General features: G+C 42.8%; 11 protein-coding genes. 1 reads left to right on the top strand and 10 read right to left on the bottom strand.

Translation table 11 applies throughout. The annotated features are described in order from the left end of the window. Positions 1–412: 412 nt before the first annotated feature. On the bottom strand, positions 413–967 hold the full coding sequence (hpf, locus tag JOD82_RS05285; RefSeq protein WP_029514571.1) for a ribosome hibernation-promoting factor, HPF/YfiA family: 555 nt from the start codon (positions 965–967) through the stop codon (positions 413–415). A gap of 433 nt (positions 968–1,400) precedes the next feature. On the opposite strand from hpf, the gene JOD82_RS05280 reads away from it, so the two are divergent. Beyond that, the gene (locus JOD82_RS05280; protein WP_209947866.1) at positions 1,401–12,476 is read left to right on the top strand and encodes a DUF7507 domain-containing protein; all 11,076 of its coding nucleotides are present in this window, start codon (positions 1,401–1,403) and stop codon (positions 12,474–12,476) included. A gap of 158 nt (positions 12,477–12,634) precedes the next feature. Here the strand turns inward: JOD82_RS05280 and JOD82_RS05275 are convergent, their stop codons facing one another. From JOD82_RS05275 to JOD82_RS05235, 9 genes are all read right to left on the bottom strand, one after another. Next, entirely contained in the window at positions 12,635–12,832 is a 198-nt protein-coding gene (locus JOD82_RS05275) for a cold shock domain-containing protein (RefSeq protein ID WP_013312263.1), read from the bottom strand. Positions 12,833–13,092: 260 nt separating this feature from the next. Then, positions 13,093–13,743 (bottom strand): hypothetical protein, encoded by a 651-nt coding sequence (locus JOD82_RS05270; protein WP_245248905.1) that lies wholly within the window; start codon positions 13,741–13,743, stop codon positions 13,093–13,095. Between the two features lie 290 nt (positions 13,744–14,033). Next, the gene (locus tag JOD82_RS29715; RefSeq protein WP_397376021.1) at positions 14,034–14,762 is read right to left on the bottom strand and encodes a CatB-related O-acetyltransferase; all 729 of its coding nucleotides are present in this window, start codon (positions 14,760–14,762) and stop codon (positions 14,034–14,036) included. Further along, a complete protein-coding gene (locus JOD82_RS05260; protein ID WP_209947864.1) occupies positions 14,752–15,006 on the bottom strand; it encodes an LbetaH domain-containing protein in 255 nt (84 codons plus the stop codon). Before JOD82_RS05260 ends, JOD82_RS29715 begins: the two co-directional genes overlap by 11 nt. Before the next feature lie 248 nt (positions 15,007–15,254). Then, positions 15,255–16,277: a class I SAM-dependent methyltransferase gene (locus JOD82_RS29590; RefSeq protein ID WP_209947862.1), complete on the bottom strand. Its 1,023-nt coding sequence runs from the start codon at positions 16,275–16,277 to the stop codon at positions 15,255–15,257. Positions 16,278–16,337: 60 nt separating this feature from the next. Beyond that, complete coding sequence (locus JOD82_RS05250) at positions 16,338–17,276, bottom strand: glycosyltransferase family 2 protein (RefSeq protein WP_209947860.1); 939 nt, start codon at positions 17,274–17,276, stop codon at positions 16,338–16,340. 70 nt (positions 17,277–17,346) lie between these two features. Next, positions 17,347–18,603 (bottom strand): UDP-glucose dehydrogenase family protein, encoded by a 1,257-nt coding sequence (locus JOD82_RS05245; protein ID WP_209947858.1) that lies wholly within the window; start codon positions 18,601–18,603, stop codon positions 17,347–17,349. A gap of 39 nt (positions 18,604–18,642) precedes the next feature. Next, entirely contained in the window at positions 18,643–19,836 is a 1,194-nt protein-coding gene (locus JOD82_RS05240; protein ID WP_209947856.1) for a glycosyltransferase, read from the bottom strand. Positions 19,837–19,912: 76 nt separating this feature from the next. Beyond that, complete coding sequence (locus tag JOD82_RS05235; protein WP_209947854.1) at positions 19,913–22,645, bottom strand: FkbM family methyltransferase; 2,733 nt, start codon at positions 22,643–22,645, stop codon at positions 19,913–19,915. Between the last annotated feature and the right edge of the window lie 73 nt (positions 22,646–22,718).

Below are 22,718 nucleotides of genomic sequence, written 5' to 3'. Positions count from 1 at the left end.
GGTTTACCCCTTTCGCGCAAAACAATTAATAGAATCAATTTCACAATAAGAAAGGGTCCATGATGAAATTGATTCCCGATATGTTTGACAGGCCCGGCTGTACCAGCCCATCGTGCGATGTTCTTTGCATAAATTGTAACAGTTTGTAGGACATGCCGCAACACAAGCAGCCTCCAGATTTGCATCCGGTTAAAGATACCAAAACAATTGACGCACGAAATACACAACTTGATTACACTTATCCAAGTTTAAATTTCCTTACTTTCACAAAAAAACATATAAAAGAGCCTTATCCCGCCAGGTTCGCAAGGATAAGGCTCGTGTTGTTTTCATTTTCCTAATATCCATGAAGCATGCTTCAATCGAAATCGTTCTATTCATTTTAAAATGTGAAAAGTTCCTACTTCACAGGCTATTGCCGTTCGATCAGACCGTATTTACCATCATTGCGCTTGTAAACTACGTTAACTTCTTCGTTGTCAATATTGGAAAACACAAAGAAATTATGTCCAACCATGTTCATTTGAAGAATAGCTTCTTCCACATCCATAGGTTTCAATAAGAAACGCTTGGTGCGGACAACTTCCAGCTCATCCAGTTCTGCATCTTCAGCAACAGCCACGCCACCTGCCGGATCTTCCACAAAAAGGGTTTTCAAACTGCCTTCTTGACGGAATTTTCGGTTTAGCTTGGTTTTGTGCTTGCGAATTTGCCGTTCAAGCTTGTCTACCACGGCATCAATGGATGCATACATGTCATCGCTCTCGTCTTCGGCACGGAGTACAAGCCCCGGCAAAGGAATGGTTACTTCTACAGTGTGCAAATCTCTGGTTGTGCTTAACGTTACACTTCCATCAGACGTCGGGGGTGCATCGAAATACTTTTCAAGTCTGCTGAATTTCTTATCAACGTAGTCCTTCAAAGCGTCGGTAACCTCGATCTGTTGACCTCGTACTGTTAAGTTCATAGGGCACGCCTCCTTTGCTCCTTCAGTATAGCACATATGTTAACGCCAAGTAAAAAAAGAGACCAACATTTCGAAGCTATTTTACAAAATCCCTCTTTTTTCGCTAAAACGCTTCCCATAACGTCATTCTTTGAAAACAGGTATGTTTAAAATCGACTTGCATACATATGTGAATAATGAGTGCATATACGAATATTGCTCCGCTGACGTCATGACAAACAACTATTTTGGGCTTCATGCTAAGCGATTTTATCGAAAAAGGGGGTGTCCCTTTCCCGCTGGACAGGTACATGGACTTGTGCGGTATGCAAGGCCTGGTTACAACCCAGACAATTTATACGAAAGGATTATTACACCCAGCCTAGCTGGCTCTTCCTATACGGAGATCTCAAGATAACAGATTTGGAAGAGATGGAAAGTAGGAAGCTAATCCATGGCTTTTATTCAGCGTTACGTAACGAACCAGACGGGGGCTGTCACCTTTATAGGGAATACACTTGGGCTGGCACGTTCTAATTCGGTAGGAGTGCCGGGAACAGCGACCAGCATTGGCGCTTTCATCACAACCAATACAGCCTCTCGCTTCGGCACGTATCCATTTGGCACGACTTCTACCTTTACCAGTAACTCATCGACAGCATTCCTTGTGCTCCCTGCGGGCAGTACAGTGCTGTATGCTGAGCTTATTTGGGGAGGAAGTTATGCCAACGGCAGCACCAATGTATTGTCCAGCGCCAGTAACCCGGTCACATTTCAGACACCTGCTTTATCTACCACGGTCAGCCCTGAATCTGCAACATCAGTCAACGTCACCAGTATCAGTACCTATGTGAGAACAGCGAATGTCACAAATCTGGTCATTCAAGGCGGCGCAGGGGCATACACGGTCGGAAATGTGACGGGCACCATCACGGTTCCTGATTCCACCAATACCAACCATGCCGGCTGGACGCTCGCTGTGGTGTACAATAACCCATCTCTGCCCTTCCGTAACCTGTCGCTGCGTGTAGGCGGTGAGGGGGTCAGCAGTGCTACTGGCTCAGTCAACGTTGTAGTGAGTGGCTTTGCCACGCCTGTACAGGGGACTTTGCGCGGTAGGGCGCTGATTAGCGCCCAAGAAGGTGACGTGGACATTACTGGTGACCGTGCGTTGTTTGGACCTACCACATCCAGTTTGACTGCGCTGTCTGGGCCTAATAATTTTTCAACTAATTTTTTCGCTTCCCAAATAAATGGAGACGACGGTACATTGGTCACGACCGGGACCTTCGGAACAACTAATGCCGTAAATGGCTCACCTGGAACGCAGGTGACAGGCGGACGGCAAGGCTGGGACATTACCAATGTCGATATTTCCTCCACGCTACTCAACAGCCAGACCACGGGTGTCCTTCAGCTGACAACCAATGGCGATATTTACACTGTAAATGCCAACGCCATTCAAATTGATATCAATGCTCCGCTGGTGACTCTGACCAAAACGGCCAGCTCTACGGGCTTGGTTATTGGCGATACAGTGACCTATACGGTTAACATTTCGAATACGGGGCTCGTTAGTGCTTCCAACACAGTACTTACCGATACCATACCAGCCGGGGCTACCTTCGTACCCGGCAGTGTTGTTGTCGCGGGCACAGCCCAGCCAACAGCTAATCCCACTACAGGTATCACAGTGGGTAGTGTAGCTCCTGCTTCCACGGTGACCATTACATTCCGGGCAACCGTCACTTCATTGCCAGCAAACACCCAGCTGGGCAATCAAGCATCAGCATCCTTTTCCTTCCAAACCGTACCTGGAGGACCTGTCATTTCCGGCAACGTTCCGTCCAACACTGCGAGCACACCGATCTACCAGCCTGTCATCGGTATTGTTAAAAGTGCCAATACAACGGCTGCTACAGTTGGAGATACGATTACGTACACGTTTCAGATATCCAACACGGGCAGCATTGCTGCAAATCTCAGCTTTTCGGAGAGCATTCCCGCCGGATCATCCTTCATACCGGGTAGTGTGACCATTGGCGGTTCCTCCGTGCCTGCTGCCAATCCCGCTACTGGTTTTTCAGTAGGAACGATTAATACAGGTGCTACTATACCCGTGACCTTCCAGACCCTGGTCAATGTGGTTCCCGCCTCTGGTAATTTGACCGATCAGGCGGCTTACACGTATACCTTCACACCACCTGACGGACGTGTATTGAACGGAAGCGGGACGTCCAACACGCTCACCATTCCCGTCTCCTCACCAAATGTGACCGTGACAAAGGCCTCTTCTCTGGCAGCAGCCGCAGTCGGAGAGACTGTTCAGTTTACCCTAACCGCCACAAACAACGGAATCGCCAATGTGACCAATGTAGTCGTTACCGATCCGCTGCCAAACGGAGTTGCCTTTGTACCTGGTAGCGTCACCGTGAACGGAACTGCTTCTGCGACTGCTACACCTGTGAACGGCATTCCGATCGGTACTTTAGCTCCAGGCGCATCGGTTACGGTTGTATTTCGGGCAGCCATTAATTCTCTGCCTTCTCCTGCACAGATCAACAATCGTGCAACTGTCAGCTTCACTTCTGGGGCCTTTACCGGATCATCTTTGTCCAATCTTGTAACCATACCTGTCGTTATCGCGGCGCCGACAATTACCAAGAGCGCAAGCCCCAACCGTGCCAGCGTTGGCGGAATAATTACTTATTCATTCCTCATCGCTAATACCGGAACAGTCGTATTAAACACGACCTTAACGGAAACTGTACCGACAGGCTCCACCTTTATTCCCGGAAGCGTCATTGTCGGCGGATCCTCAGTGCCAGGCGCCAATCCTAATACGGGAATTTCAGTGGGCACCGTAAACCCTGGTGCACAAATTACAGCCTCATTCCAGACGACAGTAGATTCCCTACCAACCGGGGGTGGATTAAACGATCAGGGCCTGCTCCAATATTCATATCAGTTGCAAGACGGAAGAACCCTCTCGGGCTCGCTTTTTTCCAATATTGTTTCCGTATCGATTTCGCTTCCCAACGTAGCCGTAACCAAGTCTGCGGGATTCACATCCGTTAGTGTTGGCGAAACGCTGACCTACAGCGTGAACGCCGTTAATAACGGAATTGACCCCATCACAAACACCGTGATTACCGATCCACTCCCCGGCAGCGTGTCATTTGTACCCGGAAGCGTAACCGTCGGTGGTTCACCTGTGAGCACAGTCGATCCAAGAAGTGGCATTCCAGTCGGTACCATTGGCGCAGGCGCATCCGTGCAGGTGTCCTATGCCGTGCTAGTCAACGCCGTTCCGTCCGTACAGCCGCTGCAAAACACAGCCAGTGTCAGCTTCACCAGCGGTGCTTTTACCGGAACATCCCAGACAAATACCGTCTCTGTGCCGGTTTATCAGCCTCGTATCAGTGTGGTCAAATCTGCAAATACAACAGCAGCTACGATAGGCGACACAATTCTGTATACATTGTTGGTCGCGAACAACGGTAACTATAATGCTTCTGTAACGCTGACAGATGCTATTCCTGCCGGGTCCACATTTATAGAGAACAGCGTAGTAATCAATGGTGTTAGTCAGCCTGGAGCCAGTCCAGCAGCAGGCATTTTCATCGGAACCGTGTCGCCGCAAAGCCCTATCACACTGACATTTCAAACCGTAGTAGCCTCTCTTCCAACACCATCTCAACTGACAGACCAGGCCACCGCCGCCATTTCCTTTACGTTGCCTGATGGGCGGGTGCGAACAGATAGCACATCGTCCAACGTGCTATCCATTCCTGTGTCTGCGCCGAATGTGTCCATTTCGAAGACTGCAAACCGTTTCACCGCCATTCCAGATGATTCGGTATTATACACCCTGACCGTACTTAACAACGGAATCCAGACCGTGAACAATGTGGTCGTTTCCGATCCTATCCCGGCCGGCTCTCAATTCACTGCGGGTAGCGTAACGCTGAATGGCTCCACAATAGCCAGTGGAGATCCTTCTTTAGGTATCGTAATTGGGAGCATTGCCGCTGGAGGGGGAGCTACGATCACCTTCAGGGTAACGGTATCCTCTCCATTACCAAGTCCACCGCAGCTCATCAATCAATCGCGTGTCAGCTACACGAGCGGTGCTTTTTCAGGCGTGTCAGTATCTAACCCGGTGACAGTAGCCGTCAATGCTCCAGTGCTAACTGTGAGTAAAACTGCTGACCTCCTACGGGCAACAGTTGGCGATATCGTAACGTATTCCGTGGCGGTAACCAACCATGGTAACATAGCTGCTGCTGCCACATTGACAGACAGTATTCCCGCAGGCTCAGCACTAGTACCGAACAGTGTGGTCGTCAGCGGTGTTCCTATTCCTGGTACCAGTCCCGAAGCAGGTCTGTCTATTGGCTCCATTGCACCTGGAGCCGTAACTCAAACAACTTTTCAGGTGGTGATTACTTCCGTGCCTTTACCTCCCCAACTCACCGACCAGGCGAATATCAGTTTTTCCTTTCAACCGCCGGATGGCCGGATTGTTAACGGCAATGTTTCGTCCAATATTGTCACAATTCCTGTATCGTCACCCAATGTGCAGGTCAGTAAAAGCACCTCGGCAACTGATGCCGTTCCTGGTGATACGATAACCTATACTATTACAGCTACCAATAGTGGCATTGAAATCATAACAGATGTTCGTGTGACCGATACCATTCCGACAGGCTCCTCTTTTGTTCCTGGCTCCGTTATCGTAAATGGAACAACGCTGCCGTCAGCCAGCCCCTTAACGGGGATTCCAATTGGCTCCATCGCTGCTGGAGCGTCAACAACCGTTACCTTTTCCGTGTCTGTCAACAGCCTGCCTGACCCACCTCAGCTGAGTGATCAGGCTACAGTTTCTTTTACCAGCGGTACACTGAACTTCACATCACTCTCCAACACCGTTGTCGTCCCTGTTTACCAGCCTATTATCAGTCTTGTTAAAACCGCAAATACGAGTCAAGCAACGGTAGGCGACACCGTAGTCTATACACTCACTGCCCAAAATACAGGTAATCTAGCAGCGACCGCCACCTTCACCGATGCCATTCCATCTGGTTCCTCCTTTATACCGAATAGCGTCACCGTGAACGGTCTGCCTGTTGCTGGAGCCAATCCCCAATCAGGGGTAATAGTCGGAAACATTGCAGCAGGGGCTTCTGTTTCTCTTACCTTTCAAGTGGTCATTAACGCTGTCCCCACTGGCCTGGGCCTGTTAAATCAAGGTTCGGCCACATACACCTTCCAGCCACCTGACGGTCGCACATTAAACGGAAGCGTCCAATCCAATCCGGTGTTCATTCCTGTATCCAATCCAGATGTCACCGTGACCAAAACGGTCAATCAGACCTCTGTAGCCTTCGGCGATACCATTACGTATACCATTAACGCAGCAAACGGAGGCATTGAACCTGTAACAGGGACGGTCTTTATCGACCCGATTGCTGATGGCACTACTTTTATACCTAACTCCGTACAAGTCAACGGTATCACTATACCAGGAGCCAACATTGCTACAGGTGTGTCCGTAGGCACTGTTCCAGCTGGCAGCTCAGCAACGGTTACCTTCCAGGCCACAGTAACATCCTTGCCAGCATCAGGTTTGTCAACAGATCAGGCAACGGTATCCTTTAATTCCGGGGCTTTTGTAGGTCAATCCGTCTCGAATCAAGTCAGCCTGCCTGTATTACAGCCGATCTTGAATGTGACCAATACCCTCAGTGCGGATCGTGCTACCGTAGGGAATACACTAGGTTTTTTCATCACTGTAACCAATACCGGCAACGCGCCTGCAGAAACGGTCGTGCTTGATCTGTTATCCAGCTCGCTTAGCCTGAATCAAAATAGCGTATTGGTCAACGGTGCGCCCATTCCCGGAGCGGACCCTATTACAGGCATCAATATCGGTTCAATCGCACCAGGCGCGACGGTAACCGTCTCGTTTAGCGCCGTGGTCATATCAGTACCACCTGGCTCTATACTGACCAACCAGGCCACTGTGAACTACACGTTCCAATTGCCAGATGGACGAACGTTGACTGGAAGCGGAGCAGCCCTGCCTGTATCCATTCCAATCTCGTCACCGAATGTAACAGTCACAAAGGCAGCCGAGGTGGCTGTCGCTGTCGTGGGCGATTCTGTCCCATATGTCATAACTGCGTTCAATAACGGACTCGATCCGGTTACTAGCGTAATCGTTACGGACACCATTCCTTTCGGAACCGCCTTTGTCCCGGGCAGCGTTACAATTAATGGTACTCCTGTTGTTACAGCCAACCCACAAAATGGCATTCCTGTCGGAACGCTTGGAGCTGGTGGCGGAGCCACGATTCGCTTTTTGCTTAACGTACAATCCCTGCCGACACCGGCGTCCATCACTAATGAAGCAACCGTCAGCTTTACTTCAGGTGCATTTAATGGATTTTCGGTATCCAATCCCGTTACCATCCCTGTGTATCAACCGATCGTCACTGTAACTAAAAGCGCGGGAGCGGGAAGAGCTACAGTTGGAGATACTGTAACCTATACATTCTCCGTTACGAACTCTGGAAACATCGGTGCAGATACCGTACTTAGTGATCCCATTCCAGCAGGGGCAGCTTTTATACCTAATAGTGTAGTGATCAATGGCACCGCAGCACCTGGTTCAGATCCAAGTGTTGGGATCCCATTAGGTATCATAGGTGCAGCTACGACCGTCACTCTGACCTTTCAGACAGTCATTACCTCACTGCCCGCATCAGGTACATTGGTCAATCAGGCGACCGCAGCTTACAGCTATCAACCACCAGATGGTCGTGTCCTGACTGGAAGTGCAGTATCTCCGTCCGTGACCGTCTCGGTCTCTTCGCCAGATGTGGACGTTATCAAAACAGCCTCCGCTACAGATGCTGTAGTCGGAGATACCATTACGTATACTGTCGTCGCTACGAATAACGGAATCAGTCAAGTCGTCAATGCTGTTGTATCTGATCAGCTGCCGCCCGGCACCAGCTTTGTTTCTGGCAGTGTAACCGTGAATGGCACATCTGTACCTACTGCATCACCAAGCTCAGGTATTCCTGTTGGCACCATTGCAGTAGGTGGCTCGGCAGCCGTTACATTCCAGGTCTCCGTCGTTAGTCTGCCGCAGCCGCCGCAAATAACTAATCAAGCAACCGTCAGCTTTACTTCGGGCGCGTTGACCTCGTCTTCGCAATCCGATCCGGTGACCTTGCCTGTTTATCAGCCAATCATCGGCCTGACCAAAACCGTCAATACCGTCAATACACAGATCGGGTCAACATTGGTCTATACCCTGACACTCACCAATACCGGAAATATTGCCGTTATACCTGTGCTTTCGGATAACATTCCTACTGGCTCTGAGCTACTGCCTAACAGCGTAGTCGTTAACGGCATCCTGGTGCCAGGAGCTTCGCCAGTTACAGGCATAACGCTCGGATCACTAGCCCCTTCAGGCAGTATTACATTGAGCTTCCAAACCATCGTTTCGTCTCTGCCAGTTCCGCCTATATTAACCGACCAAGGGCAAGCGAATTTTACGTACTCACCACCAGATGGTAGGGTGCTGAGTGGTTCCGTCACATCCAATACAGTCAATGTTGCTGTGTCTGCACCTAATATTCAGGTGACGAAAACATCCAGTCTGTCAGCCGCTGTAGTCGGAGATACGATCAGATATACACTGAGCATCACGAATAGCGGTGTGGATTCAGTCACAGATACTGTCGTGACCGATACAATTCCTGCAGGTACCTCCTTCGTTCCGGGCAGTGTCCTCATCGACGGAGTAGCCTTCCCTAATGCCTCTCCGATTGCTGGAATTGCCATTGGAAACGTCGCATCTGGAAATACACTCGTCGTCAGTTTCCAAACGACTGTCCAGTCTTTGCCGCAACCACCCCTGCTCACAGATATTGCAGCCGTCACGTTTACTAGCGGAACGTTCACTGGCACTGCCTTTTCCGATCCACTCATCGTACCTGTGTTCCAACCGCTAATTGCAATTACTAAAGCATCCAGCACTCTTAACGCCTCTGTCGGCGATACACTGACGTACACGATTATGGCCGTAAATAGCGGCAATATTGCAGCAGCACTTACCATCAGCGATAACATCCCAGCCGGATCGACTTTCCTTGCCAACAGTGTCAGCATTGCTGGCAGTCCGCAACCTGGATTGTCCATCGAAACGGGCGTCCCGGTTGGATCTGTGCTGCCAGGCGGAACGGTATCCGTAACGTTCCAAACCGTTATCAATACTCTGCCTAATCCACAGGTACTGGTCGATCAGGCATCAGGTTCATTCACTTTCCAACCACCAGATGGCAGAACAGTATCCGGATCTGCGGTATCCAACACAGTTAGTATCTCTGTATCCTCACCAGATGTGAGCATTGTCAAAGGAACAGCAGCTACAGACGCCATTGTCGGCGATATCATCACCTATACCTTGGCCGTTTCCAACAATGGAATCAGTACCGCCAATAATATAGTGGTTTCAGATATCATTGCAGCAGGAAGCTCCTTTGTGAATGGCAGTGTTACTGTAAATGGAACCTCCTTCCCTGATGGAAATCCTGGATTTGGTATTGCCATCGGTACGCTCGCTCCAGGAGCTGTTACTACCGTTACGTTCCAGGCTCGAGTTGATTTCTTGCCCACATCGGCACAATTAACCAATCAGGCATCCGTTAGCTTTACCAGCGGGGCATTTACTGGCAGTTCAACATCTAATGTGGTAACTATTCCAGTCTTCCAGCCGATTCTGACAGCAGTCAAAACAAGCAATACTAATAATGCCACCGTCGGAGACATCATCACTTATACGATTGTCGTATCCAACACGGGTAACATTGCAGCCTCAACTACAGTAAGCGACAATATTCCAGACGGCTCTGTATTCCTTCCCAACACCGTCTCGATTAATGGCATTGCAGCTCCCGGTGCAAGCCCGGTTTCCGGCATCCCGACTCCAGCCATACCACCCGGACAATCGGCAACTGTCACTTTCCAAGTGCTGGTATCTTCCATCCCTGCAACCGTACTGCTGGTTGATCAGGCCGAGGTAGACTATCGCTTTAATGCACCAAATGGGCGAGAGGCAGGCGGTTTCCGTTTATCCAACATTGTTGAGGTTGCCGTGTCACCGCTAGACATCACATTAAGTAAAAGCGTAAGCTCACCTTTCGCCACTACTGGCGATACCTTGACGTATGAACTCGTGATCCTCAACGAGCATACGAATACCGTGCAAGATGCTCGTTTGCTGGATACTTTGCCAGAGAACATCGAGTTTATTACAGGTTCAGTTCAGATTAATGGATCTACGGTGACAGAAAGCGATCCCGGCACTGGCATACCTTTGCCACCGTTAGAAGCGAATACCAAGACTGTCATATCCTTTGATGTCCGTATCACAGCGACAGAACAGCCAGGACCACGTACGAATCAGGCACGCTTGTTACTCTCAAATGGTGAAGAAGCGAGTGCCGTTTTGTCCAATGCTGTCACCATTGCCTTACTTCAGCCTGTAGTGAAACTGACGAAAATAGCCAGCACGGAGAGCGTACAGCCAGGTCAAAGCATCACCTATTCCATCATTGCAGAAAATACTGGGAATATCGGTGCATTTGGCTTGTTAACGGACTCACTGCCATCGGAGCTTTCTTTTGTTTCTGGCTCTGTTTCGGTTAATGGAATCCCTCAATATGGCGTCAGTCCAGGGCAAGGCATTGCCCTAGGCACTATCGCACCAGGAGAAAAGACGACTACCCTCTTCTCCGCGCTTGTCGTTCGTGCCTCCGAGTCTGGCACACTGGTGAATCAAGCTTCGCTGGCTTACTCCTACCAGCTGCCGGACGGACGAAGCACGAATCTGGTAACTGCTTCACCTTCTGTCTCGGTTAAAGTAGCCCCTACTGCTAAAGGAGCCTTGTCAGCCGTGCTACGCACAACAGTGTCTACTGTCGCATTAGGCGATGCTGTGCCTTATCAGTTGACTCTTGTTAATGATGGAGGCTCGGTCATTACCGATGTAGTGTTAGCCGATTACGTACCGAATGGAACCATCATAAACCCGAGTAGCTTGAGAATTAGCGGTTCTCCACCTGCTTCTAGCAAGCCGGGTGAACCATTATTTATCGGCAGCTTGCAGGCAGGACAGACAATTGATGTATCCTACAGCGTGAACGTTCAGTCTCTGCCTCTCGGAGGACGTCTAAACAATAGCGTGCGGCTTCAATATGCTGGCAGTGACGGTGCTAGCGAGGTTACCAGCAATACCGTGACTATAGCTGTTTTCGATCCACAGCTTGCCGCAAGTATCTCCACGGAAAATACGGAGGCCATCGCAGGAGAAAGTCTTACCTATACGGTACTGCTCAACAACTTCGGCAACGTAACATCCGAAGTTACACTGCAAAATTTCATTCCTGCCGGGACTCTGTTGATTCCTGACAGCATACAGTTGAACGGTCAATCACTGTCGGGAGCCGATCCAACTATCGGTGTTAGCCTAGGGTATGTGGAACCAGGACAGTCATTGACATTGACTTATCAAGTGACCGTATCGGAGACGCCTCCATCTGGCTACATCGTAAATCAAGCTGCCTTTGCCTACTCGTTTACGCTACCTGGAGGAAGAGTCGTATCAGGGACATTGACTACCAAAGCCGTTACGATCCCAATTGTATCCCCACTGCTCGAATTAGTTAAAAAGGTGAACACCACAGATGCCTCTGTAGGCGACACACTCACCTTCACCATTCAGATTACTAACAAAGGGGGGATCTCTGCACAATATCCGTTGTTCACGGACCCGTTGCCGCATGGACTCATTTATGTACCCAACAGCCTAACTATCCAAGAAAAAGCACAGCCAGGTGCTAATCCCGCCGCAGGTATCACGCTCCCGGATATTGCACCAGGGGAGACGCTCACCCTTACGCTTCAGACGCAAATTCGTGAAGCACCTGCGGATGGAACATTCAGCAACCAGGCCATCATCGAATATACCTCACGTCGTAGTGGAGGAGAGACCATCCAGGAAACCTCCCAGACCAACACCGTTGGCGTGACCGTTATTGCAGCCATTCCTAAACTCACGCTTAGCTCCAGCGCTCTGCGTGTCGGCCAAGAAGATACCCTGTCTTTCACCGTCCATGTGGAAAACATCGGCAATACCCCGCTGGAAGAGCTCTTGCTCACTGCACCATTTGCAGCCGAAGATTTCATTTTGCTGCGAACGGTCACCGTGAATTCTGTGCCGCTTCCGCATCCTAACCTGCTCCAAGATATACCGTTAGGTCGGCTTGACCCAGACCACAAAGCCGTCATCGTATTCTCTTTCGACATCGAATCTGCGCTCCGTGCGTATCTGATCGCCCAAGTTATTCTGCGCTATCAATTCCGTTATCCAGACGGAAGCGTAGAGAATCAATCTGCCTCCTCCAATACCATTTTTGTGGAGATGGCTGACTTTGATGGTTCTCTAGAGTAAAAGTTCTATTGTGTTGAGCTCCTTACCACTGGGTAAGGGGCTTTTTTATGTAATTAGAAAACATAAAAAAGCCCTGGAATAAATTCCAGGGCAGTGCTAGCGCGTTATCCATTGCTAACCATCTTACCAATTATGTAGGTCGGCTATGCCGGGGATGATTATAATTTGGTTACGTTAGCGGCTTGTGGTCCACGTGCGCCTTCGACAATGTCGAACTCCACGTCTTGTCCTTCTTCAAGTGTTTTGAAGCCTTCTGTTTGAATTGCGGAAAAATGTACAAATACGTCGCCGCCGTCAGATGTTTCAATAAAACCATAACCTTTTTCTGCGTTAAACCATTTTACTTTACCTTGCATGCACTAACATTCCCTTCGTCATCAAATGAAGTGAAGCTCTCGCCCACATTTCCGACTATACCACCCAAAGTTATCCATTGTCAATTGGAATTGATAATGTTTTCATTCATAGTTATTCCAATTTTACAAAGCAATCTATTTTTATAGATTGAAATGGTATATTAAGCAAAGAGTTTACTATACAAGTATAGTAAACTCTTTGTAAATGTTTGAAACCCCTAGGGAAAAAACATTGAAAATTTTTCTTATTTCTTTTTTACTTAATTATAGTAAACTACCGTTGGCTGGGGCTCAATTCCTTTTGCATAGTAGTAATTCAAGTTACTTACAAAATCAATTACTTTCTTTGTATCCAGATCGTACACAAGAATGTCTGGATCTCCAGCCATATCAATAATATCTAGACGTCTCGGCGTAGTTCTGCCACTGGTGTCAACAAAAGAGGAACTGTGATATGGTGGATTGCCAGAACTATATGCAGATTCAAAATAGGTAAAAAGCGTGTCAGCATTTAGAACAATCAAAACAGCATTATCTGAGCTTGCATAATTTGAGGTATACTTCACAGGCGTAGTGATACTTTTAATCCGAACATCTGATACATTATGACTTCTTGAAGAATAACTGCCACCACTGGAGAAGTTGAATTCTCTTGACCATTCCAAATTCGGGTTTGCCACCGTTGTATTGGCAATTTGGGTCCCATTCACCTTAATATCTCCATTTGGATACTCAATGACCGTATATAACAAATTGTTCGAGTAAGATGTTAGCTTGGCCGTCTTACCATTAATCGGTGTATCCGCTGGCGAGGCCGCATTCATGTGGATACTATAGCTTTCACCTACCGTTCCTGTGGAAGTAACACGAAGTCCCCAGTCCCCTGCTTTTAAGTCTGTAGCAAACTTCAATTCAGAGGCCTTTCCTCCAAAACCCGTCAAACTTGCTGTTCCCGTGCTCCAATCAATCGAATACAAATCAAATCTATAATTGGGATTACTGGATTTGATCTGAGCCAGAATGCTTCTATATACAATATTTCCCTTAGTCCCAAACAAAGTCAGCATATTCAAGCGGACTTTAGTAACGCTTCAAGTCCTTCAGTCTAAACGGTCATCAGGTTGATTATCACGCGACCTTAATGTTCATGGATATCTTCAGTATAACAACACGTTTAGGCTTCTGTGAACGGAATACTTAATCATAGATTTAAAAAAATCGGACTGTCTACCCCTGATAAAATTTTGACATTAAACTCGTCCGCGAAATCGACATATTGTATTGTTTTAGGAACCCTTGATGTTATAAAATAATCAACTTCTTCAAATAAACTTTTTTCTTCATAAAGAATATCATTTATTATTAAAATATCTGGTAGGTTAATTTTTTTTGAGATTATATTTTGAACAGCATTAATATTAAAGTCAAATCTTTCACTTGTCTCAATTCTCAAAAGTAGAGTTACATCATCCTCAGATGAAAAATGACTGATATATTCTGTTAACACCTTTTCCCAAATTGAATATTTCTCATCAAAATCAGCTATAAACAATATTGATTTCGATTTCTTCTTCATGGTGATACTTTCAATTATTTCATCGTAAGATTTTTCAAAATGATGTGTGAATTTTTCTATTTTTTCAGCAAACCAGCCTTTATTTTTTTCTATTTCTTCCCTATTCCAATTCCACCATTTGATTTTCTGCAGTTTATTTATCTGTGCAATATCAAATCTATATTTTACTATCCTCATAGGATTCCCTGCAACCACTGCATATGCAGGTACATCTTTGGTAACAACAGTACCTGCTCCTATTACCGCCCCATTTCCAATGCGAACTCCTGATAAAATTGTAACACTATTTCCTATCCACACATCATGCCCAATAATTATTTGGTCCTTTTTTGGTAACTTCCTTTTAATCTCCAATAAGGGTGATTGTAGAAACCGATTGATAATCGTGGTTTCTATCTACTAGTAATGTGACATTATAAGCAATAGAACAGTAATTCCCTATATGTATATTTATATTTTCATTCCCACTATTTATTTGAATATCCATTTGATTAATATAACTATTAATGCCGATTGTAAAATAAGGAAAATCATTTTTGCCTGCATTATTAAAAACAAAAACTCTAGTTGAGTCGCCATAACTAACTTTAATCGACATTTTAACACTCCTTGTTTTTTGGAATCACAAAATTTAAACATATATTAACATTATCGGGATATTATTGAACCAAAACCCAAGCATATCAATACTAAACCTAAAAGACTCACGCAAAAACAGCAGCTAAACATAAAGGTATCAGGTTTGATTGCCTTGTTTCAACAATCAACCTGGCATACCTTCATCACAAGATAAATGTGTGTAAATTCGTTCATTTAGTTTTCATACTAACTGGAATGCTATCCCTCTCAAGAAATTGGCAATTCATTTTTTATTACTTTTACCAATGAAGTTTGATAAGAATATATCTCATCAGCACTTTGCTCAAAATTAAACTGGTTTATAAAGCGATCAGGAATATATATTCCACACATATTATTATCAACAGCAAACAAATTTTTATGGAGTTGCTCAGGTAAAGCATCGTATACTCCATTTACTGTAGTCATAATATAGTTATTACGGATCTCCTTGAAATCATGCCAAACTACAATTGTTTTTTTAGGATCAATTCTCCTGAAAACATTCTCTGTATCGCACCTCACTCCATCGTAGGAATGGTCACCATCGATAAATACCAAATCAATATCTCCTGTTATTTCATTAAAATCAAAAGTTTTAGAATCTTCGTAGTAATGCTTAATATTGGTTCGCTGCTTGGAGAAATAGCGACTAAAGTTGTTCTTTTCGTTTATACTTTCAAAGTAACTTACCAAACTAGGATCATTGTCAGGTAGGGAAATACTGTAGCATTGCTCTACTACCTCAGAAATCTGAGCTATACTTTCTCCCATCCAAGTACCTATCTCCAGATAAGTCTTTAAATTGAATTTAACTGCCAGACTTTTAATGAAAATATAATCCAAATAAGTAGATCCACCTGCCATAAAGGTATTATTGATAAGCAAAGTATTATTCAAACTTGCTAAAAAAGAACCCAAATTCACTTTTTTAATACCAAGATCCCTCTTCAAGCTATTTAAAGAACCTGTATTGGATAGTTGAAACCCAAAAATATGATAATTTCTGATTCCTATCTGCTCAAACATTTCAGCAATTTCGTTTGAATTTTCACATGCAATAACTACTTTAACATCAGTTCCTTTTACAGCGTCTAGATGTTCAGGTGAAATAATTAGCTTATCATATAAGCTTGTCCCATGCAGTTCTTTATCAGGATCGCAAAAATATATGATCTCAAATTGATTTTGCAATAAAGAGAATGCTACCTTTGCCAATATAGAAGTTCCAAAAATTATTGCTCTTTGCACAAACATCCCTCACTCATAAATATGATTTATAATATCTTCACCTATATATCAAACAAACAGTTACGAATTTAACATGACCTTAAGCAACCTCTTTTCTCTCTCGGTTATAAAAGGTCCGTTTATTAACTCGCAATAATTTTTTTGTATGGAGCTGAGCATAGATTTATACAGTTCCATATAACCATACTCTGTAACATCCATAATTTTTTCACACATGGAAAGCATATATGACCATTCCGAATATCGCACCCTTGGTGTTATATCTTTCACTTTTTCAGACAGATATTTTGTCCGTTCGCGAAATGCCGATAAGTATTCAGATATCACCTCAGGAGAAGGTTTGTTAGTCTGAATGAAATGTGTCATATTGTTGGCATGTTTTCGAAAGCTATACAGTGGCTCACCGTTAGCAACTACTCGATTCGCATTTGCAAAAACCTTGTAGATAATATGAATATCATCAACCAGCACTTTTTCTTTAAAACTTATCCCCTCAAATAATCTCTTACGGAATAATTTTGTTGGGGGTGCTACATTGTATCTTTTTCTTAATAAAAGCTCATCAAGCCCCTGCACCTTATCTAGAATCAGAGTTTCGTCAAATATAAAATACGGCTCTAATCTACCATCAATATTATTCCAACTACCACATGAAGAGATATCGGAATTATATGTTTGAGACAAATTCCAAAGTACCTCAAGCATTTTCGGCTCACAATGATCATCATCATCAACAAAAGTTATAAACTCACCCATGGCCGCCGAAAGTCCTCTATTTCTACCTCTCGGAGCTCCATGATTTTCAGGTATGTTTATTAATTTAATTCTTTTATCTTCTTCGGCATATTTGGAGCATATTTGTAAGCTGTCATCCACAGAACCATTATTCACTATAATAAATTCAAAATCTTTAAACGTTTGAGAGAGTATACCTTCAATTGAACATGACAAAAATTCTCTTCGGTTATAAGTAGACATAATAACGCTGATTCTAGCCAATTAATTAATCTCCTTCATAAGTAACTAGGTATAACCTTAGGGAGCCTCTTCATTTATGGGTTAAAAAAATTTATAAATAATATCTGCAATCAACCAATCGTTTATCAGGGTAATCTTTATCTACTCCCGCAAACTCATCCCATGCGGTGACAAGAACCAGAACATCTGATGCTTCGCATATACTTTGTCTATCCTGGTAATATGTGATTCCATCTAAACTATATTCTTCTTGAAACACCTCGTTCGCCAAAGGATCAAAAGCAAAAATATGATTATAACCAGAATTTAAAAGGATTTTTATAATTTTTGCTGAAGAACTATCCCGTACGTCATCCGAACCAGGCTTGAATGACAACCCAAGTATCCCTATTTTATCTTTTCTATCTGATATCCTCATTATTTTATTCGCCATGAAATTTGGCATTGTTTCATTTATTGAAATTACATTTTTTAACATATTAGCTTCGAAGCCTTTGGATTGTGCCAATGCGTACATGGCCCGTGTATCCTTCGGAAGACAATATCCCCCGTATCCGGCACCAGGATAAACATAGGATGCCATATTACTGTTTCCCCAACGACGATCCAGATGAAGTATCTTAAAAGCTTCTTTAACCTGTATATCTTCGATAGTATCTGCTATTTTTGACATTTCATTTGCATAACTAATCATAGTTGCAAGAAGTGTGTTTGATAAATATTTAACAAATTCCCCCGTATTCAGGGAAACAGCGAAAAAAGGGGCGCTAAATCCACTATATAATGAACGAAGCATTTCTTCTCCCCTGTGATCTGATATCCCACATACTATGCGGTCTGCATTTATCATATCGTCCCAACAGTTACCTTCCCTTAAAAATTCCGGGTTGTTAGCAATGCTGAAAAGGACACCAGGTTGCAGCTCTTTTTCCTCTAAATAAGGAATGATTCTCTCTTTAGTGGTGGAAGGAGGAATTGTAGATTTAATAACTATTACACGTTGTTTACCATCATGTAATACGGAAGAAAAAAGGTCAATTGCAGAATAAATATACTTTAAATCAGCCTCTCCTTTTTCTCCGGACGGTGTTCCAACACATAAAAATACAAAATCACTTTCTTGAACAGACAATTGCGCATTATTTGAGATTACAAAATTTTTATTCAGGTGACGAACAAGTGCGGAATCAAGCCCTGGCTCCGCAAAAGGAAGACTTCCATTTTTTATCACTTCCGTCCTTTGTATATCCACATCAAAACCATAAACCTTATGGCCCTTTTCGGCGAATGCTAATGCAGTAGTAAGTCCTACAAAACCAAGACCAAACACTGTAATTTTATAGTTCATTCCATCATATCCTTTTGTGTAAAAGTTAGAAAAAGTATTTTAAAACTGCTTATTCATACGGGCATCTTCATATTTTATGCCTTCTAAATAAACTTTTTGCATCCTTGGAGCTACATTGGAAACTTCATAGTCCATAAGGCGAGTTATATCTACAATTCTATCATCAGGCTTTTCGATCCGGGAAAGTATGAAATCAGCCCAGTATTTTGGCCCTTTTTCAAGGGGAATATATTCTACCAAACCCAAATTAGGCTCTGGCTGGCATACATCAGAAACAAAACAAGGGATTCCGGCTGCCTGTGCTTCGATTAGGGCATTACCAAAACCTTCATATAAAGATGGAAGTAGAAAATAATCCGAAGCAGCGAGTGCAACGGGTATGGACGTATTTCTCTCAAGCATGGTCACATCATTCTCAATATTAAGTTTTTTTATATAACTTTTTATTTCATTTTCCAGCGGTCCAGGTCCAGTTAATAGTAAATGCACTCTATCATTTTGTTTTAACATTTCCGCAAAGAAATCAATTAGAAACTTTTGATTCTTTTGTGGTGCATATCTCGCAACATTGATAAAATTAATTTTTTCAGATGATATGTTTAACAGCTTGCAAGACTCACTTTTGTTAAAAGGTTTACTCATAAATTTATTAATATTCACAGGATTTTGGGGAATTTCTGCACGCTTATCCAGCATTATATTTTTACCAAACATATACTCACACGCCGCTCTAGAACATCCCCAAATATGAGTAGCTTGTCTTTTACTAAAAAATAATCCCAAATTCCTTATGCAACGCCTGACTATATTAGGTGACTTTTTATCATCAAATCCTGTATTACGGCTGTGTACAATTCTAACAGGGACTCCGGCGATATTTGCAGCCATAATAAGGAAACCATCAAGATTGGGATAAACAACATGTACAGCAGAATATGGGCCTTTAGTTTTTAATATTTTATAAAAACTGAAAAAAGAATATATGTCCATAAACATATTCCATTTTTTATTACCTTTATGGTGAGTATCCTCAAAAAGATTAAAGATTCTCCCCCCATAAGACTCTATTTCATCATGAAAGTACCCCTGTTGAGGCTTCCTTACAATGAAATCAATTAGAAGCTGCTCACGGTCAATTCCGCGATATACTTCCATGGTTGTTTTTTCAATTCCTCCTAGATCGATAGGTACTCCGCTAACAAACAAAACTCTTTTTATTTGAGTCCCATTCATATGATTAACTCCCTTTTACATTTTGTCCTTATTAAGTGGTCATTAAAAGATTCAAGTTCCCTATCCCTATTATCACTTATGCAGGAATTCTATATTGAAGGAAATAAGTAGGAGTACCATTGTACCTATTTTTCAATTCATACCCTAATGGAAAGAGAATATCCTTTAATTCCGTCAATTCCCTCTCTGTTGCCGCTTCAATTATAATATCAGGCTTAAATTGAGATATTATTTTAAGTCCTCCTAAAAGGACCTCTGTCCCCATTCCCTCCACATCTATTTTGATCAAATCTAAATTTTCAATTTTACCCTGAAATATTTCATCTAAAGTACTTATTTGTATGGATCCATGCTCATCTTCTTCTAGTTGAGTCATGCCTAGATTTTTTTCATCTACAATTACTGTATTTCCTTTGGTCACTCGATTTCCAAGTGCAATATTGTGTACCTGAACTCTCTCACCCAACCCGTTAATCTCCACGTTTTTTTGTAGGATTTCAAACGACTGTAGCAAAGGTTCAAAACTATGCACTTTTTTTGCCTGACATACTGAAGAAAAAAACAAGGTGTGATTCCCTATATTCGCTCCCACGTCAATAACCACTTTATTATTTAAACCTTTGCTATATATAAAATCTAAAAGCGATTGTTCATAGAAACTGCCCGTACTTCGTATTACCTTTTGAATGTAATCTTTAGGATTGGGTAAAAACATTCTTATAATATGACCGTTGTATGATATTGTATAACTAGCCTTGACATCACTATTCTTAGACATCTCTTCAAACAATAAATTAGTCTGTGTCAGTTGGTTATCTAAGGAATAATTATCAGTTATATAATCACGATACTCTTCGGACGAGTAAACACTGCTTTCTATAATTTCTACAGCTTCGTCAACAGTATTAAATAAATATTTCTCAGGCCAAATCTCTTTACTGTATAAAAAATTATGAATTACTGGCTTTATACCTCTAGCCATTGCTTCAGCAATGCCATATCCAAAACTTTCGTGCATAGTTGTAGAAAGGATATATTGTTTATCTTCCAGCCAATCATCAATATTTACTTGATAGCCTTCAAAGAAAACATTTTGTTCTAATTCTAGCTCTTTCACCATATGAATCCAGTATAATTCAAGCATTTCATCTTCAAAGTTACCTGCTATGAAAACTTTGTAGCGTGAATCTTTTTCTACTAATTTTTTTGCTATTTGTAAAAGCATCATAGGATTTTTCCTTGGGATCATGTGACCAACAAATGCTATATTGTATCCTTTTTCACGTTGTAATAAAGTAAACTTCGATAAATCAACCCCATTTTTTATCGTTGTAAACTCAACCATATTTTCGATATTTGGAACTTTTAATTCGAGAAGTTTCTTTAAATGGTCTGTTACAACAATTGCCTTATCAACGTTCCCCCATTCAACATTCCTTGGAATATCAGTAAAGACCTCGTATCTGTGAATTCTACATATTATTTTTTTCTCCATGGCAATGGGGAGATTAGTTGCATGGACAAGAATGTTATTGCACCATTCAAACCAGCAAATATCAGCCCAGCGCATATCTTCTTCAATTTCTTCTTTATTTTGTACCGCAACTCTGCGCACTGAATAAAATCTTGAGAAATATTCAATAATATCATTCAAAAATTTGTCACCAGTTTTAAAATAAAAGAAACATATTTTAGGTTTACTTTGCTGTAAATCAAAGTTGCTTAGTGTATCATTAAGCAGTGCTGCAAGTTCAATTGTTGGCTTGGCAAATTCAAGGTAAGTGACCTTATCTTCACTCAAATTTAACTTTTCTTGCTTAACATCTTTTACATTTAAAATTATAGCATTCGCTGTTTTCATAAGACTATCTTCCATACAGTATTCTACTTTATAAGCTACTGATCCAGGATCATCACTATAACAGGAGTATTTATCACTATATTCCGATACCCATGGCTTGTTGTATTTTTCTTTTATCGCAAAGGCCACCAAATGGTTGGCAATCGTGTCCGATAAAGAATAAACTTGATCCACATTGTATAAATCAAGCTGTTTTTCTAAATCGTTTATTACTTTAACCGCCCATAAAACTGAAGTGTTTGGCTGGATTACATCTAACCCTAAATTTTTCACTTCACTCATAAATTCATTCATTACTTCTTTTTTGTTTACCAATTTATTGTATAAAGCCTGCACTTGCAAAATGGAAGATTGCTCTATTAAACTATACTCAGGCTCGGCTATAGCTATGACATCAACCTTATCAAATAAATCTGGATGGGCTGTAACTACAATTGGCTCCCAACCTTGTTCTTTTATAATTTTTATAAAACTTTCTCTCATAACAATGGCAGATTCGTTTATTTTAGGGAGCTGATAATCAATAATTAACAAACGCTTCTTTACTAGTTGACTAATATTGGGATCGCTCTCAATCTCATTTATTCTATCTTCTATTAATGAGATCAAAGATTCGTCCTTTGTAGCTTTTAACGCACGTTTATAATAACGATTGGCATCATTAAGCTTACTTCGTTTTTCATTTACCATACCTAAATTAAATAATAAATCAGGATAACTATTGTTTACCAACAAGCCTTCTTTGAAAAAAAATTCAGCTTTCTCGTAATCATTTAGCAGGTATGCAGCTATTCCTTTATAAGTAAAAATCTCAACATCTGGATTATTAACTTTTTCGAATTCACTTATTAAATATTGCGCTTGTTCTATTTCCATATTTTGTAAGTGTTTTTCAATATATTTTTTATATTGCCTCTTAAGTTTTGCAAGTTCAGAAGTGTTTTCCATGTCCAAGCCCCCCTGTTAACGATTCAACTGAGTATCAAACCACTTTACTTAAACTATAGGCATCCCAAAGTCA

Origin of the sequence: Paenibacillus sp. 1182, assembly GCF_017833915.1 — a bacterium.
Taxonomy (GTDB): domain Bacteria; phylum Bacillota; class Bacilli; order Paenibacillales; family Paenibacillaceae; genus Paenibacillus; species Paenibacillus polymyxa_D.
Note: the sequence above shows the minus strand (reverse complement) of the source record. Positions and strands in the feature narration are given on the sequence as shown.